This is a genomic window from Shimia biformata (assembly GCF_016888515.1).
Classification (GTDB): Bacteria; Pseudomonadota; Alphaproteobacteria; order Rhodobacterales; family Rhodobacteraceae; genus Shimia_A; species Shimia_A biformata.
Map to the genome: position 1 here is coordinate 449003 of NZ_JAFEJK010000001.1, position 15820 is coordinate 464822.

The 15820-nt window shown below is 59.2% G+C and carries 16 protein-coding genes; 10 read left to right on the plus strand and 6 right to left on the minus strand.

Annotated elements, in window-relative coordinates:
- Positions 1-10: 10 nt before the first annotated feature.
- The 10 genes from cysQ (at position 11) to JQ863_RS02110 (ending at position 11629) form a co-directional block, all read left to right on the plus strand.
- Complete coding sequence (gene cysQ, locus JQ863_RS02065; protein WP_420826209.1) at positions 11-814, plus strand: 3'(2'),5'-bisphosphate nucleotidase CysQ; 804 nt, start codon at positions 11-13, stop codon at positions 812-814.
- Complete coding sequence (locus tag JQ863_RS02070) at positions 814-1614, plus strand: 3-deoxy-manno-octulosonate cytidylyltransferase (protein ID WP_204112670.1); 801 nt, start codon at positions 814-816, stop codon at positions 1612-1614. Before cysQ ends, JQ863_RS02070 begins: the two co-directional genes overlap by 1 nt.
- Positions 1611-2849, plus strand: a complete 1239-nt coding sequence (locus tag JQ863_RS02075; protein ID WP_204112671.1) for a glycosyltransferase family 2 protein — start codon at positions 1611-1613, stop codon at positions 2847-2849. Before JQ863_RS02070 ends, JQ863_RS02075 begins: the two co-directional genes overlap by 4 nt.
- Before the next feature lie 27 nt (positions 2850-2876).
- The gene (locus tag JQ863_RS02080; RefSeq protein WP_204112672.1) at positions 2877-3905 is read left to right on the plus strand and encodes an NAD-dependent epimerase/dehydratase family protein; all 1029 of its coding nucleotides are present in this window, start codon (positions 2877-2879) and stop codon (positions 3903-3905) included.
- Between the two features lie 107 nt (positions 3906-4012).
- Positions 4013-5149 carry a polysaccharide biosynthesis/export family protein gene (locus tag JQ863_RS02085; protein WP_204112673.1) on the plus strand — a complete coding sequence of 379 codons (1137 nt, stop codon included), beginning with the start codon at positions 4013-4015 and terminating at the stop codon, positions 5147-5149.
- A 103-nt stretch (positions 5150-5252) separates the two neighbouring features.
- Positions 5253-6146, plus strand: a complete 894-nt coding sequence (galU, locus tag JQ863_RS02090; protein ID WP_204112674.1) for a UTP--glucose-1-phosphate uridylyltransferase GalU — start codon at positions 5253-5255, stop codon at positions 6144-6146.
- Positions 6147-6254: 108 nt separating this feature from the next.
- A complete protein-coding gene (locus tag JQ863_RS02095; RefSeq protein WP_204112675.1) occupies positions 6255-7439 on the plus strand; it encodes a glycosyltransferase family 4 protein in 1185 nt (394 codons plus the stop codon).
- A gap of 51 nt (positions 7440-7490) precedes the next feature.
- Positions 7491-8501 carry a glycosyltransferase family 2 protein gene (locus JQ863_RS02100; RefSeq protein WP_204112676.1) on the plus strand — a complete coding sequence of 337 codons (1011 nt, stop codon included), beginning with the start codon at positions 7491-7493 and terminating at the stop codon, positions 8499-8501.
- Positions 8498-10195 (plus strand): DUF5927 domain-containing protein, encoded by a 1698-nt coding sequence (locus JQ863_RS02105; protein WP_204112677.1) that lies wholly within the window; start codon positions 8498-8500, stop codon positions 10193-10195. The genes JQ863_RS02100 and JQ863_RS02105 overlap by 4 nt, the downstream gene beginning before the upstream one ends.
- 6 nt (positions 10196-10201) lie before the next feature.
- Positions 10202-11629 carry a sulfotransferase family 2 domain-containing protein gene (locus tag JQ863_RS02110; protein ID WP_204112678.1) on the plus strand — a complete coding sequence of 476 codons (1428 nt, stop codon included), beginning with the start codon at positions 10202-10204 and terminating at the stop codon, positions 11627-11629.
- Positions 11630-11654: 25 nt separating this feature from the next.
- On the opposite strand, the gene JQ863_RS02115 is transcribed toward JQ863_RS02110, so the two are convergent.
- The 6 genes from JQ863_RS02115 to JQ863_RS02140 all read right to left on the minus strand — a co-directional run bounded on the left by JQ863_RS02115 (position 11655) and on the right by JQ863_RS02140 (position 15818).
- Positions 11655-12119: a PTS sugar transporter subunit IIA gene (locus JQ863_RS02115; RefSeq protein ID WP_204112679.1), complete on the minus strand. Its 465-nt coding sequence runs from the start codon at positions 12117-12119 to the stop codon at positions 11655-11657.
- Positions 12120-12164: 45 nt separating this feature from the next.
- Positions 12165-12734 (minus strand): ribosome hibernation-promoting factor, HPF/YfiA family, encoded by a 570-nt coding sequence (gene hpf / locus JQ863_RS02120; RefSeq protein ID WP_204115028.1) that lies wholly within the window; start codon positions 12732-12734, stop codon positions 12165-12167.
- Between the two features lie 246 nt (positions 12735-12980).
- Positions 12981-13739, minus strand: a complete 759-nt coding sequence (gene lptB / locus JQ863_RS02125) for an LPS export ABC transporter ATP-binding protein (RefSeq protein WP_204112680.1) — start codon at positions 13737-13739, stop codon at positions 12981-12983.
- The gene (locus JQ863_RS02130; RefSeq protein WP_338055468.1) at positions 13739-14227 is read right to left on the minus strand and encodes an LptA/OstA family protein; all 489 of its coding nucleotides are present in this window, start codon (positions 14225-14227) and stop codon (positions 13739-13741) included. Before JQ863_RS02130 ends, lptB begins: the two co-directional genes overlap by 1 nt.
- 15 nt (positions 14228-14242) lie before the next feature.
- On the minus strand, positions 14243-14848 hold the full coding sequence (gene lptC / locus JQ863_RS02135) for an LPS export ABC transporter periplasmic protein LptC (protein WP_204112681.1): 606 nt from the start codon (positions 14846-14848) through the stop codon (positions 14243-14245).
- A 1-nt stretch (position 14849) separates the two neighbouring features.
- A complete protein-coding gene (locus JQ863_RS02140; RefSeq protein ID WP_204112682.1) occupies positions 14850-15818 on the minus strand; it encodes a KpsF/GutQ family sugar-phosphate isomerase in 969 nt (322 codons plus the stop codon).
- Between the last annotated feature and the right edge of the window lie 2 nt (positions 15819-15820).

Below are 15820 nucleotides of genomic sequence, written 5' to 3' on the forward strand. Positions count from 1 at the left end.
GTGCAGGAGCATGTCCTTGAACTACCAAGCGCTAATCCCGGTGATCCGCAAACTTGCCATCGAGGGCGGGACCAAGATCATGGAGATCTACAATTCCGACGATTTCGAGGTGAGATCGAAGTCTGACGACAGCCCGGTCACGGCAGCGGATGAAGCTGCGGATGCGTTGATTTCGGCGGGGCTACGTGCAGCCTTTCCCGATGTGATGCTGGTGACCGAGGAACAGGCCGACAGCCACAAGGCCAAGGGCGATACGTTCCTGATCGTCGATCCGCTGGACGGCACCAAAGAGTTCATTCATCGTCGCGGTGATTTCACCGTCAACATCGCCTATGTCGAAAATGGTGTTCCGCTGCGCGGTGTCGTCTATGCGCCGGCCAAGGGGCGGATGTTCCTGACGCTGGCTGATGGGCAATCGGTCGAGGAAACCGGCAGTTTCGACCCTGACACGATGGGCGCGGTTTCGCCGATCAACGTCGCGGACAGCGATAATGACGCGCTGATGGTTGTCGCGTCGAAGTCGCACCGGGATCAGGCGACTGATGACTACATCGGAAAATACGCCGTCAAAGACATGAAAAGCGCGGGTTCGTCACTGAAATTCTGTCTTGTCGCAACGGGCGAGGCCGACATCTATCCCCGCCTGGGCCGCACCATGGAATGGGACACCGCAGCCGGCCACGCCGTGTTGAACGGCGCGGGTGGCAAGGTCGTTCGATTTGATGACCACACACCTCTGGCCTATGGCAAAGAAGGTTTCGCAAACCCGTTCTTTATCGCCTACGCTCCGGCCGTGACCCTGAAGGAAGCCTGATGTCCGTTCTTATCGCCATCCCCGCGCGCTATGCCTCGACCCGCTATCCGGGCAAACCCCTGGTGGCGCTGAAGGGCGCAACCGGAGAAGCCAAGACACTGATCCAACGCAGCTGGGAAGCAGCCTGCGCCGTCAAGGGCGTCGACCGGGTGGTGGTGGCGACGGACGACGACCGTATACGTGAGGCTGCCGAAGGATTCGGTGCCGAAGTCGTAATGACCTCGTCCGACTGTGAGAATGGCACCGAACGTTGCGCCGAAGCGCATGCCGCGCTCGGTGGTGGCTATGACGTGGTGGTGAACCTGCAGGGTGACGCGCCGCTGACACCGGCCTGGTTTGTCGAAGACCTAGTGAAAGGGTTACAGGCGGACCCCGATGCCGCCATCGCGACCCCGGTTCTTCGATGTGACGGACGGGCGCTGAACGGCTTTCTTGAGGACCGTCGCGCGGGTCGTGTCGGGGGCACGACGGCGGTGTTCTCGACCCAGAAACACGCGCTTTATTTCTCCAAGGAAGTCATCCCCTACACTGGCAAGACCTATGCCGATGACGCCGAAACCCCGGTGTTTCACCATGTCGGTGTCTATGCCTATCGCCCCGATGCGCTGGCCCAGTACCCGACCTGGAAACCGGGTCCGCTTGAACGGCTTGAGGGGTTGGAGCAACTGCGCTTCATGGAACATGGCCGCCCGGTTCTCTGCGTCGAGGTCGAGGCCAGAGGCCGCCAGTTCTGGGAGTTGAACAACCCTCAGGACGTGCCGCGGCTTGAGGCGATGATGGCCGAAATGGGCACTGCATGACGGCATTGCCCGTCAGTGTGGTTGTGGTGTCGCGGGGGCGTCCCGCCAACCTTCTCCGCGCTTTGACGGGCATCGCCCAGCAGATCTATCCCGTCTTTGAAATCGTCGTGGTGGCCGACCCGGGGGGCGTTGATGCACTCCGGGCTGGTCCCTTTGCTGACACGGTCAAGATCGTGTCGTTTGATGAACCGAATATATCGGCTGCCCGCAACCTTGGTGTCACTGTGTCAGCGGGTGAGGTCGTGGCTTTTATCGATGATGATGCCGTGCCGGAACCGACGTGGCTGACCCATCTGGTCCAGCCGTTTGAGCAGCCAGAGGTGGTGTCGAGCGGCGGTTATGTGCTGGGACGCAACGGGATCAGCTTTCAGTGGCGCGCGCGCAGCGTGGATTCGACAGGGGTGGCCAGTGATCTTGCGGTTCCAGGCGATGCGCCGGTGGTGTTGACTCCGCCAAAGGGTAAGGCAATCAAGACCGAAGGCACCAACATGGCCTTTCGCCGTGATGTGCTGGCCGCAATCGGCGGCTTTGATCCTGCCTTCCGCTTTTTTCTGGACGAGACCGATCTGAACATGCGGCTGGCGCTGGATGGGAAATCAACCGCAATTGTGCCGCGTGCCCTGGTGCATCACGGATATGTTGAAAGCCCTCGGCGCACCCGAAATCGCGCCCCCTCCGACCTGTTTGAGATCGGGGCAAGTCAGACTCTGTTCCTGCGAAAATTCTGTCCGACGGACCGCCACGCAGAAGTGCTGGAGGCATTTCGGGCGGAACAACGACACCGTCTGCTGCGCGCGATGGTCGCCGGGTTGCTGGAACCGCGCGACGTGCGGCGGGTGATGGCTTCGCTCAAGGCGGGAATCGCCGAGGGCAAGGTGCGCAAGCTTAATTCGCTGCCGCCGCTGTCGCGCTGCGCCGAGGGGTTTCGCGCATTTCCGCGCCCGGCCAAGGTGCAATCACATCTGTTCGCAGGACGCCTGACTAGCCATCGTGCCCGCATGGAAAAGGCACGATTTGCGGTGCAACAGGGTCACATTTCGACCGTGGTGACTCTGTCCCCAACCAGTTTGTTTCATCAAGTCCGCTTTACCGATGACGGGGTCTGGGTGCAGCGTGGCGGTGTCTTTGGGAAATCGCGGCGGGACCAGCCGCTGTTTCGGCTGACCCGGTTTGACCAGCGGCTGAAAGAAGAAGCATGCCGGGTTGCGGATGTGCGCCTGTTGCGCGAAACGTGACATCATAACAGCCATCGCGAGGACCCGATGACCATCCAGACACGCACCGCCCTTGTCACAGGGTCTTCCGGGTTCATCGGCTTTTTCACCGCCAAGGCACTTTTGGATGCCGGGTGGCGGGTGATCGGGCTGGATTGCCTGTCGGACTATTATGACGTCGCCCTGAAAGAACGCCGACGAACGATGCTGCTACAGAACGAGGGGTTCCGCGATGTCACCGCGCGGCTTGAAGACCCGGGTCTGTTGATGCGCCTGTTCGAGGAACACCAGCCGGACGTTGTCATCCACCTGGCCGCGCAGGCAGGCGTGCGCTTTTCGATTGAGGCGCCGCGCTCTTATTTGGAAAGCAATCTGATTGGCACGTTTGAACTGTTGGAAGCGGCACGCGCCTTTCCGCCCAGGCATCTGTTGATGGCGTCCACGTCCTCTGTCTATGGCGCCAATTCCGAGATGCCCTACGCCGAGACTCACCAGACAGATCATCAGATGTCGTTTTACGCCGCGACCAAGAAGGCGAACGAAGCGATGGCGCATTCCTATGCCCATCTCTATCACCTGCCGATCACAATGTTCCGCTTTTTCACTGTCTATGGACCCTGGGGGCGGCCTGACATGGCGCCCTACTTGTTCACCAGCGCGATTTTGAAGGGTGAGCCGATCAAGGTCTTCAACTTCGGTGATATGCAACGCGATTTCACCTTTGTGGACGATCTTGTCGCCGGAATAGTCGCCTTGATCCACGCGGTTCCACCACAACCAGGCGACCGTTCCGAACCCGCCCCCGCCTTCGACAGCCTTTCCCCAGTGGCGCCCTGGCGAGTGGTCAATATTGGCAATGGCGAGCCTGTGCCGTTGCTGGAGTTCATCGCGGCGATCGAGACGGCGACGGGTCTGAGCGCACAGAAAGACCTGATGCCGATGCAGCCCGGTGATGTCGAGGCAACCTGGGCCGAAGCGAGATTGCTGGAACACCTCACTGGGGTGCGGCCGCAGACAAGCGTGCAGAATGGCATGTCGGCTTATGTCACATGGTTCCGCGACTACTATGGAATGTGATCGTCCGTGTCGGGCTTGCGACATATTGCGGTTTTTCGGCAATAACGGTGGCTGGTTCTACTGAAAATGCTGTTCACAACACGCCGTCACAGGTAAGAAATCCGCAAATGGCATCCAAAGCTGGGGCGAATACGGGCGTGAAAAACGGGCTAATCAGACTTACCGCGGTTCTCTGTCTGCTTGTGGCAAGTGCCTGTAGCCTTCCGCGCGGCGCTCCGACCGCACCCGAGGTGTTGAACAATGGCCTGGAAAAGGATGAATCTGTCGCGGTCATCCCCATCACGCGAGAGAACCTAAAGGCGATTTCGCAATGGCCGCCGACGGGTTGGCATGGTCACTACCACTGGTTGCAGGCAACCCGTGGGCCCGAGTCGAACGTGATCCGAACCGGCGACAAGATCGGGCTCAGGGTCTGGGACAACCAGGACAATTCGCTTCTGACCAGTGCCGTCGGCAAAAACGCCGAGATCCTGCGACTGGAAGTGTCCAATACCGGTACGATTTTTGTGCCTTACATCGATCGGGTGGCGGTTCGCGGGCTGACTCCGGATCAGGCGCGCGAACTGATCCAGAACCGGCTGGCCGAGATCGCGCCCTCGGCGCAGGTCGTGCTTGAACATGTCCCGGGTGTGGCCAATTCCGTGTCGCTGGTGGGGGGTGTTCGCAATCCCGGTTCATATCCTTTGCCGAACCGCAACTTTTCGATCATGAGTCTTCTGGCGATGGCCGGGGGGATTTCACCCGAATTGGACAACCCTCTGGTCCGGCTGGTGCGTGATGGCCAGACCTATGAAATCCGCGCCTACCAGCTGTTTGAAGACAACCGCAAGAATGTGATACTGCGTGGTGGCGACCAGGTGATCCTGGACGAAGACAAGCGCTTCTTCATCGCGATCGGGGCGACCCAGGACGAACGGCCCGTGGCGTTTGAGAAAGAACAGATCACGGCGATGGAAGCGATGGCATTGATCGGCGGCCTGCTGGATACGCACGCCAACCCAAAAGGTTTGTTCATCCTGCGTGAGTACGAACCTGACCAGCTATCGGCCACGGGACAGGGGCCAGAGCGGCCATATGTGATCTTTACCCTTGATCTGACCACCGCCGACGGACTGTTTGCCGCGCGCAAGTTCCAGATCCATCCCAATGACACGGTGCTTGCAACCGAGTCTGTCCTGAAACCGGTTCAAGCGATCATCGCGCTGTTCGGATCGGCTTTTGCGTTGGCCAATGCCGCTAGTTAGAGTAATGGTGCTGACAGGTTGTTCTTGGTTCTCAACTGGTGTTTTCAATGCCCGTCAACAACTGCAGGTTGCGAAGTTGATTTGATGAAGGAGTATCGGTGTCTTGCGTAAGAAAGTGACAAAGGCGATTTTTCCGGTCGCGGGACTTGGCACTCGGTTTCTACCGGCAACCAAGTCGATCCCGAAGGAAATTCTGACGCTGGTTGATCGCCCGCTGATTCAATACGCAATCGACGAGGCGCGCGAAGCCGGTATCACCGAGTTCATTTTTGTCACCTCTCGCGGCAAAAGCGCGCTTGAGGACTATTTCGACCACAACCCGCAGCTGGAACAAGAGCTGCGCAAGAAGGGCAAGGAAGACCTGCTTTCGACGCTCAAGACCACCAACATGGACAGCGGCGCGATCGCTTACATTCGGCAGCACAAGCCGATGGGTCTTGGTCATGCGGTCTGGTGCGCGCGCCGACTGATTGCCAACGAGCCCTTTGCCGTCATTCTGCCGGATGACGTGATCTCTGGTGATACCCCGTGTCTGAAGCAGATGGTTGATGCTTATGCCGAAACTGGCGGCAATATGGTGGCCGCGATGGAAGTTCCGCGCGAAAAGACCTCGTCCTACGGAGTCCTTGATATTGCTGAGGAAAACGGTCCGCTGGTGTCGGTCAAGGGCATGGTGGAGAAGCCGAAAGCCGAGGATTCGCCCTCAAACCTTGCCGTTATCGGTCGCTACATCTTGACGCCCAACGTGCTGCGCAATCTGAACAAGCAGAAAAGCGGCTCGGGCGGGGAGATCCAGTTGACCGATGCGATTTCGGTCGAAGCCCAGGCCGGTCAAAACGTCTATGGCTATCGGTTCAACGGTCAGCGGTTCGATTGCGGATCGAAGGTCGGATTCTTGCAGGCCACTGTTGCCTTCGCGCTGGAACGCGATGATCTGCGCGACGATCTGGCTGCATATCTGAGCGAAGTGTCGGGGTACGACAAGGCCGCGCAATAGGCTTTTCGGCGTCGCCGATCCTGTCGATCCCGCGATCAGAAGGACGGTTTCACACTGACCAGGACAACGCATAACCCGCCGGCCCGGATACTTGATCTGACGCGACTTATGTCGCGGGTGGGGCGGGTCCTGACGGGCGTGGACCGTGTCGAATTGGCCTATCTTCGCGCCGTGTCGGACAGCACGATTCCGTGTTTCGGCCTGGTTCGCACAAGGCTGGGCTTTGTCCTGTTGGACCAGTCGGGCATGGCTTCGATACGCGCGCGGTTTGATGGCGGGGCCACATGGGGGAACGCCGATCTGTTGGCGCGGGCCACCATCAGGGACAGGAACCGTCAGCGCGCGGAAAGCGATCTGCGCCGACTGTGCATTGCGCGGTGCCGTCCCAACGGTTTGTCCCGCATGTTGCGACGCCATGTTCCGCGTGGGGCCAGTTATCTCAATGTGGGTCACAGCAACCTGACCGACCGGGTTCTGTTCGCGATGCGGCACGGGCTGGACGCGCGGATCGGGGTCAAGCTGCACGACACGATCCCTTTGGACACCCCCCAATATCAGCGCGAGGGCACCGACATCGCCTTTCGTGCAATGCTGCGACGGGTTGAGCGGTTTGCCGATGTGGTGATCTGCAATTCCAAGGTCACGCGGAATTCTGTCCTGAACCACATGAGCAACCCGCCCGAGATCGTTGTTGCGCATCTTGGGGTCGAGGTGGATTGTTTTGATTTCGCAGACAGTGACGTCGTTGCCGGTCTGCCCGACCGTTTCTTTCTTTCCCTCGGCACGATCGAACCACGGAAGAACCACGCGTTCCTGTTTCGCGTGTGGGAAGAACTGGCCACGGAACTGGCACCGCAAGACATGCCGTGCCTTGTGATCTGCGGCAAGCGCGGTTGGCGCAATGAGGCGGTGTTTGACTGGCTAGACACGGCGCCTTTGTCGGCGCGTTTCGTGCGTGAGTATCCTGACTTGACCGACCCGCAGATCGGCTTTGTCATGTCGCGCGCAGCCGCGCTTCTGTTCCCCAGTCATGCTGAAGGGTTTGGACTGCCGCCCGTCGAAGCGGCGCTTGTTGGGCTGCCGGTAATCAGCAACACACTTGAATCTGTCCGTGAAACCCTTGACGACATTCCCGTTTACGTGGACGTGTCAGACGTTTATGCATGGAAAAAAGCCATAATCGGGCACTTGAACCGGGATCCGGCGCATGCCGGTAGAGGACAGGAACAAGACGGGCGGTTGGCATCCATGACATGGGATGCGCATTTCAACTCTGTCTTAAAGGTCCTTTGATAGCCCGGACATTGTCCGCGCATTGGCAGTGGCTTCGCATGGGGACAGGATTTGGGTGTATTTCAGTCATACCGGCTCAGGTTGCTTCGGCGCCGCTGGCTGATCCGCGCCATTCACAAGCGCCGCGAACTTCGCCCCATAGTCGACCGCACCCATCAGATCCGGTCCAGCGACCTGTTGTGTTTCTCGACCCTCAGGAACGAGCATGTTCGGCTGCCCTTTTTCCTGGACTACTACCGCGAAAAGGGGATCAACCATTTCCTGATCGTGGACAATGACAGCGATGACGGCGGGGCCGAGTATCTGGCCGAGCAACCGGATGTGTCCCTGTGGCATACGCGCAAAAGCTATAAGCGCGCGCGTTTCGGAGTGGATTGGCTGAACTGGCTGCAATTCCGTTACGGCCACAATCACTGGTGTCTGGTGGTGGACCCGGATGAATTCCTGATCTACCCGTTCTGTGACACGCGCCCGATCCGGGCATTGACCGACTGGCTTGATGCCTCGTCGATCAAGTCCTTCTCGGCGATGCTGCTGGATATGTACCCAAAGGGGCGGCTGGATGAGCAGCCCTATCAACCAGGTCAGAACCCGCTTGAGATCGCGTCATGGTTCGACAGCGGTAACTACACGGTCGAGAAAAACAAGAAGTTCGGAAATCTCTGGATCCAAGGCGGACCACGGGCGCGGGTGTTTTTCCCCGACCGGCCCGAGAAGGCGCCGGCCCTGAACAAGATTCCGCTGGTCAAATGGAACCGGCGCTATGCCTATGTCTCGTCCACCCACATGCTGCTGCCGCGCGGGTTGAACCAGGTCTATGACGAATGGGGCGGAGAAAAGGCATCCGGCTTGCTGCTGCATACGAAGTTCCTCGATACGTTTTCGGTCAAGGCACAAGAGGAATTGCAGCGTGGCCAGCACTATGCCGCCAGCGTTGAATACAAGGCCTATGCCCAGACCATGCGCGACGACCCCGAGTTGTGGTGCAAATGGTCCGAGAAATACATCAACTGGCGCCAGCTTGAGATTCTCGGCCTGATGTCCAAGGGGAACTGGGCATGAGCGTTGGAATCGTCATGTTGGTCCACACGGACTTCGATCGCGCCAAACAGATCGCGCGGCACTGGACAGCTGCAGGGTGTCCAGTGGTGATCCATGTCGACGCCTCCGTATCTCGCAAGGCCTACACTTCGTTCTACAGGGCGCTGGTGACTGATCCTCTGATCCGTTTCTGCAAACGCCACAAGTGCGAATGGGGAACCTGGGGGCTTGTCGCGGCATCGCAGTCCGCATCCGAGTTGATGCTCGACACATTCCTTGACGTGCGTCACGTTTACCTGTCATCGGGCGCCTGCGTGCCGTTGCGCCCGGTCAAGGAACTGATCGAATACCTGGAAGCGCGGCCGCGCACCGACTTCATCGAAAGCGCGACAACGGCGGATGTGCCGTGGACGGTGGGCGGGCTGGACGAAGAACGCTTTACCCTGCGATTCCCGTTCTCGTGGCGAAAGCAGCGGTTCCTGTTCGACAAATATGTCGAACTTCAGCGCCGCGTCGGTTTCAAGCGCAAGATTCCAAACGGCCTTGTTCCGCATATGGGGTCGCAGTGGTGGTGCCTGACGCGCCAGACCTTGTCGGCAATTCTGTCAGATCCGGAGCGCGATACCTATGATGCCTATTTCAGCAAGGTCTGGATCCCCGACGAAAGCTATTTCCAGACCCTAGCGCGGCAATACTCGTCGAATATCGAAAGCCGGTCGCTGACCCTGTCGAAGTTCGATTTCCAGGGCAAACCGCACATCTTCTATGATGACCACCTGCAGCTTCTCATGCGGTCGGACTGTTTTGTTGCGCGCAAAATCTGGCCCCATGCCAACAAGCTGTACGACACGTTCCTGGGCAAGGGCAGTGTCACCACCAAGATGGCCGAGCCGAACCCGGCCAAGATCGACCGGATCTTTGCCAAGGCAGTTGAGCGGCGGACGCGCGGGCGGGCCGGGCTTTACATGCAAAGCCGGTTCCCCAACGACGGCTGGGAAAACGGTGTGACCTGCGGGCGCTACTCTGTCTTTCAGGGGTTTTCCGACCTGTTCGAGGATTTCGAACCCTGGCTGGCCAAGGCGACCGGGACCCAGGTGCATGGGCATCTGTTTTCAACGGAAAAGGTGGAATACTCCGGCGGTCAGAGCGCGTTCAATGGCGCCTTGTCCGACAGCGCCGCCATGCGCGACTATAACCCGATCGCGTTTCTGACCAACCTGATTTGGAACACCCGCGGCGAACGGCAGTGTTTCCAGTTTGGCCCGCATGATGAGCAGTGGATATCCTGGTTTATGGCCAAGGATCCGAATGCCCAGATCTCGGTCATCTCGGGGGCCTGGGCGGTGCCGCTGTTCAAGTCGAACCGCAACTTTGCTGACCTGCGGCGGGAAGCGGCGGAATTGCAGCGGGTGGAAAGCCAGTTCCTGAACACGTTACGGTCACCTTATGCAAAAGCCCGCATCCGCATCTGGACCATGGCCGAATTCATCGAGGCGCCGATGGAGCCATTGCAAACAGTGATCGACGAGATGGGGCAGTCGGGACTGCGGCGCTTGTCGGAAGCGCCGAAGATGGCTGACCTTACTGGCTTCGGGCAATTCCTGCAAAACCTGAAGAACCAGGGGATGCACCCATACTTGATGGGCGACTTCCCGGTAGAATCTTCCGACCCGAACCAGAAGAAACCGCCGCGCAAACCCTATTTGGTGCAGTAATTTGGTATGACCAGTAAGTTTGACTATTTTGTCGTTTTTGCCGAAATGCGGACCGGCTCGAATTTCCTTGAGGCCAACCTCAACGCGTTTCACGGCATCTCCTGTCACGGCGAGGCGTTCAATCCGCATTTCATAGGCTATCCCAACCATGACGACATCCTGGGCGTGACGCTGGACCAGCGCAGCGCCGATCCCGACCGACTATTGGCTGCGATCCGGGATCAGGACGGCGTTCTGGGCGGTTTTCGGTTCTTTCACGACCATGACCCGCGTGTGCTGGATCAATGTCTGGCCGATCCGCGCTGTGCCAAGATCGTGCTGACTCGCAACCCGATCGATTCATACGTCAGTTGGAAGATCGCGCAGGCTACCGGGCAGTGGAAACTGACCGACGTTCGGCGCCGCAAGGACAGCAAGGTCGCCTTTGACCGGATCGAGTTCAAGCGCCACCTGGAGGAATTGCAAGACTTTCAGGTCACGCTGCTTCATGCGCTTCAGGTCACTGGGCAGACAGCCTTCTATGTTGCCTACGAAGATCTTCAGGACCTAGACGTGATAAACGGGCTGGCACGGTTTCTGGGGCTGGACGAACAGCTGGACAGCCTGGACAGCAGTCTCAAGCGTCAAAACCCTTCGGCGATATCGGATAAGGTCGAGAATTTTCACGAAATCAGCATGGCACTGGCCGATCTCGACCGGTTCAACCTCAGCCGCACCCCAAACTTTGAGCCGCGTCGCGGGCCGATGGTGCCCAGCTACACAGCCGCGATCAATGCGCCGCTTCTCTATCTGCCGGTACAGGGCGGTCCACAGGAACAGGTCAACCGCTGGCTGGCGGCGCTGGACGGCGCGAACCCCGAACAGTTGCCGATGGACTTCAATCAGAAATCCCTGCGTCAATGGAAAAGGCGCAACAAGGGGCACCGAGGGTTTACGGTGGTGCGGCACCCGGTTGCACGTGCCCATGCTGTCTTCTGCCAAAAGATCCTTTCGACCGGGCAGGGGTCCTATGCCAAGATCCGCAAAACCCTGGCTCAGGTCTACAAAGTGCCGCTTCCCAAAGAAGGCCTCGACGAGGGTTTTGACCTCGATGCCCACCGCACGGCCTTTGTCGGGTTCCTGGAGTTTGTGAAGGCTAATCTCGCCGGACAAACCGGCATCCGCATCGACGCGCATTGGGCAACCCAGACCAGCCAGATACAGGGGTTTGCCAACGTTGCGTTGCCCGACCTGATCGTCCGCGAGGATGAGATGTCGCCGGCATTGTCCGATCTTGCGCGCGGCGTTGGATGCGCAGAGCCACCCCAGGTAGACAGCGCACCGGATGATACTCCGTTTGCTCTGGCCGAGGTTTACTCAGACGAGATCGAAGCGCTGGTCAGCGACATCTACCAGCGAGATTATCTTGGGTTTGGGTTCGACAAATGGGCCTGAAGCGCGGCCGATCGCTGGTGCTGTATCAGGCAGCCTGAACCTTCTGGCTTTCGGTCAGGATGGTGAATAGCGTCGCGGCATCGGCGTTGGCGCGCAGCTTGGCGCAGATCGAGGTCTCGCGCAGCGTGCGCGACACAAGCGCCAGTGCCTTCAAGTGCTCTACACCTGCTTCTTCCGGCGCAAACAGCGCAAAGGCAATATCCACGGGTTGCCGGTCCACCGCATCGAAATCGACGGGTTTCTCAAGAAGGACAAACGCACCAACCACGTCTGACGTACCGGACAACCGGGCATGCGGCAGCGCGACACCGTGGCCGACACCAGTCGGTCCAAGGCTTTCGCGTTCCTGCAACGCCTCGACGACCTGCGTTGCCTCAAGCCCATAGGCCGAGGCTGCGATGTCGCCAAGCTCGTGCAAAAGCCGTTTTTTGCTTGAGGCGGACGAGATTACCTTGACCGCCTCAGGCTTCAGGATCTTCGATAAGTCCATACTGCCCGGTTCTCCTGACGGGGCGGTTGCCCACCCCATCACATTTTACTGTTGCGGATCAATCCAGCCGATATTGCCGTCTTCGCGGCGATATACGACGTTCAATCCACCTTTCCCCTCGTTCTGAAAGACCAGCACCGGCGCGCCTGCAAGCTCCATCTGCATCACGGCTTCACCAACCGAAAGCGAAGGAATCTTGGTTTCCATTTCGGCGACGATGATGGGCTGGAGCGATTCAGGCTCCGATTCCTCGGTCTCTCGTTCTGGCGCGAGGATATAAGAGGACGCGCCAAAGAGTTCAACCGGTTCTGCGCGATCCCGGTGGTGGTCCTTCAGGCGACGCTTGTAACGGCGCAGCTGCTTTTCCATTTTTTGGGCACAGTCATCGAACGCCGCATAAATTTCGGTCGCGTGTGCCTTGGCCTGTGCGGTCAGCCCGGTCGACAAGTGGACCGTGGCCTCGCAGACATATTCATGAGCGCTTTTGGAAAAGATCACGTTGGCGTCGGTCGGTCGCTCAGCATATTTGCTGACTACCGCGCCAAGTTCGTCCTGAACGTGAACTTGCAGGGCGTTGCCGATATCGATCTGTTTTCCGGTGATTTGATAGCGCATCGTCTCTCCTTTACGTGTCACATGCCGGACGGGTTCCGCAGCGCGCATCTGGCGCAGCAAGAGATCAGGTCCGAATGCTGGAATGCGACATGACTTGATATGGCCCAGAAGCTTCGGCGTTCAATCCGGTCACTGTAGGAAGCAGGGCGGAATCCAGAAATGTCATACCCCATTCTAGGCTCTGAAAGGCAGGCATTGTCAATGATCTGGATCACGAAATCCGCGCCGCAGCGCCGCAAGCTATTGTCAGGAAATGCGGAAATTATCGCCCAGGTAAACCCGTCGCACATTTTCGTTTTCGACCACGTCGTCTGGGGTGCCTGACATCAGCACCTTGCCGTCATGCAGGATATAGGCGCGATCCACGATTTCCAGCGTCTCGCGAACATTGTGGTCGGTGATCAGAACACCGATGCCGCGCTTTTTCAGATCGGCGACAAGGTGGCGGATATCGCCGACGCTGATCGGGTCGACCCCGGCAAAGGGTTCGTCCAGCAGAAGGTATTTCGGATCGGCGGCCAGGCATCGGGCGATTTCGACCCGGCGGCGTTCCCCGCCTGACAGCGCCAGCGCGGGGGCGCGGCGCAGGTGTTCGATCGAGAACTCGGACAGAAGTTCCTCAAGCCGCTCGCGGCGCTTGTGGCGGTCCTTCTGGGTGATGTCGAGAATCGCGGTGATGTTGTCCTCAACCGACAGGCCGCGAAAGATCGACATTTCCTGTGGAAGATAGCCGATTCCCAATTTGGCGCGGCGATACATCGGCAAAGTTGTGACGTCACGTCCGTCTATCTTCACGTGACCGCCCTCGGGGTAGACCAGCCCGGCGATGGAATAAAACGTCGTGGTTTTGCCCGAGCCGTTCGGCCCCAGAAGCGCGACGACCTCACCCCGGTCAAGATGCATCGAGAAGTCGCGGATCACGACCCGTTTCTTGTAGCTTTTGCGCAGGTTCTGAACGTCCAGCCCTTGCTGGCCTTCGGTGACTGTCAGGTCCGGCGTGGGCATCAGTTTTCCCCGGACTTCAGAACGGTTTTGACCCGGCCATGCATCTCGGCTGAGTTGGACCGAAGATTTACGGTCATGCGGTCGGCCGAAATGGTGTTCAGTTTCTGTGTCAGCAGCACACCGCCAGTCATTTCTATCATCTGGCCGTCGACGTCATAGCTGGCATCGCTGGACTCGGCGGCATCGTCGCCGTTCACGATCAGCACGCCGCCCGAGCCGACAAGCCGGGATACGCCCTGAGTATCCTCATTATAGAACACGGCGACCTTGGGCGCGGACATGCGCAAAGTGCCCTGGGCGATCACCACATTTCCGGTGAATGTGGCGCTGCCATCCTCCTGGTTCACGACCAGAGAGTCAGCCGTGACTTCAACCGGCGCGTCGGGATCCTGAGCAAGACCGCCAAAGGCGACTTTCATACCCTGGGCCGAAACGGTCAGAGGAAACAGGGTGATCAAAAGGACAAGGGCGGCTCGAAATACGGACACGCAAGACCTCAAACTTTATTCGTTGCGCGTGTATACCAGCTTCACGCCGTTTGTGAAAAACAAAAGGGCCTCACCCTCTTCTTCGCCCTGCTTGACGACCAGTTTCCCGGCTTCGAACTGCCCCATCGGTCCGGTGCCGATGACCGGGCCGGTGGATTCGGCATTCAGGGTGCGGGTTTCGGTCAGGATTTCGTCCGTCTGGACCTGGTATCCGTTGGACGAAGTCACGGTCACGCCATCGCTCAGGACCACAAGACCGTCTGCGTTGTTCAGCCGCCCCGAACCCGATTTCAGCTCGAGCCGCGATCCCCCTGACAGGTCGATCCGAGTGTTGATTCCGGTCACTACCACCGTCGTCGGCTTCGCCGGATCGGGACGGGCGCTTTCGGCCGTGACCGAGATCCGGTCACCACCATCGGTGACGCCTGTGAAATGTGGTCGGGTCAGCTGCGGGTCGCGGGCGCGTTCTTCGATATCGACCTTGGCAAAGGGAACGTCGCCGGTGATGTCACGGTCGCGCGCAAGAAGAAACAGCGTGGACAAAAGCGCCAGCGCCGCCAATGGCAACACGATCTTCAGCCACGCGACAACGCGGGAATATGTGGTTCCCGGCTCGGCCATGTCAGCCGAGACCGGCGCGCAGGCAGTCGTGGATATGTAACAGTCCTTCTGCCGCACCATTGCCGTCGGGGTCGACGACAAACAGGCTGGTGATCTTCTTGGCGTTCATCACTCCGACCGCGGCTTCAGCCAGTGCGGACGGGGCAATGGTGGTCGGGCTCTTGGTCATGACTTCGATCGCGGTATGACCCAGAAGCCCGTCCATGTGACGGCGCAGGTCGCCATCGGTGATGATGCCGATTAGCGCGCCATTGTCGCCGGTGACACCAACGACGCCAAACCCTTTTTGGCTGATCTCGATAAGCACGTCGGCCATCGGGGTTTTTGCCGCCACCAGCGGCACCGAGTCGCCTGCGTGCATCAGGTCACGCACCCGGCTGAGGCGCGCGCCCAGCTTGCCGCCCGGGTGGAATTCGCGAAAGTTCTCGGGCGTGAAGCGGCGATGCTCCATCAGCGCCACCGCCAGCGCATCGCCAAGCGCCAGCGTCATGGTGGTCGAGGTTGTCGGCACAACACCGGTGCCACAGGCCTCTTCCGCCTTGGGCAGGATCAGGCCGACATCGGATTGTTTGATGAGTGTCGACTCCGCCCGGCTTGCTACCCCGATGAGTGGGATCGAAAAGCGGCGCGTGTAGGCGACCAGGTCGGCCAGTTCCGGTGTCTCACCCGAGTTCGACAAGACCAGTGCCACGTCGCCCTGCGCCATCATCCCAAGGTCGCCATGGCTGGCTTCGGCGGGATGCACGAAATGCGCAGGTGTGCCGGTCGAGGCAAAGGTCGCGGCGATCTTTCGTGCGATATGCCCCGATTTTCCCATCCCCGAGACGATCACCCGTCCCTTTGCACTGAGCAAAAGGTTCACCGCGGCGTCAAATTCATCCCCCAGCGCGTCGCCCAATTGTGTCAGCGCGCGGGATTCGATGTCGATCACCCGGCGGGCGGTCTCAAGAAATGTCGAATTTTCGGTCATGC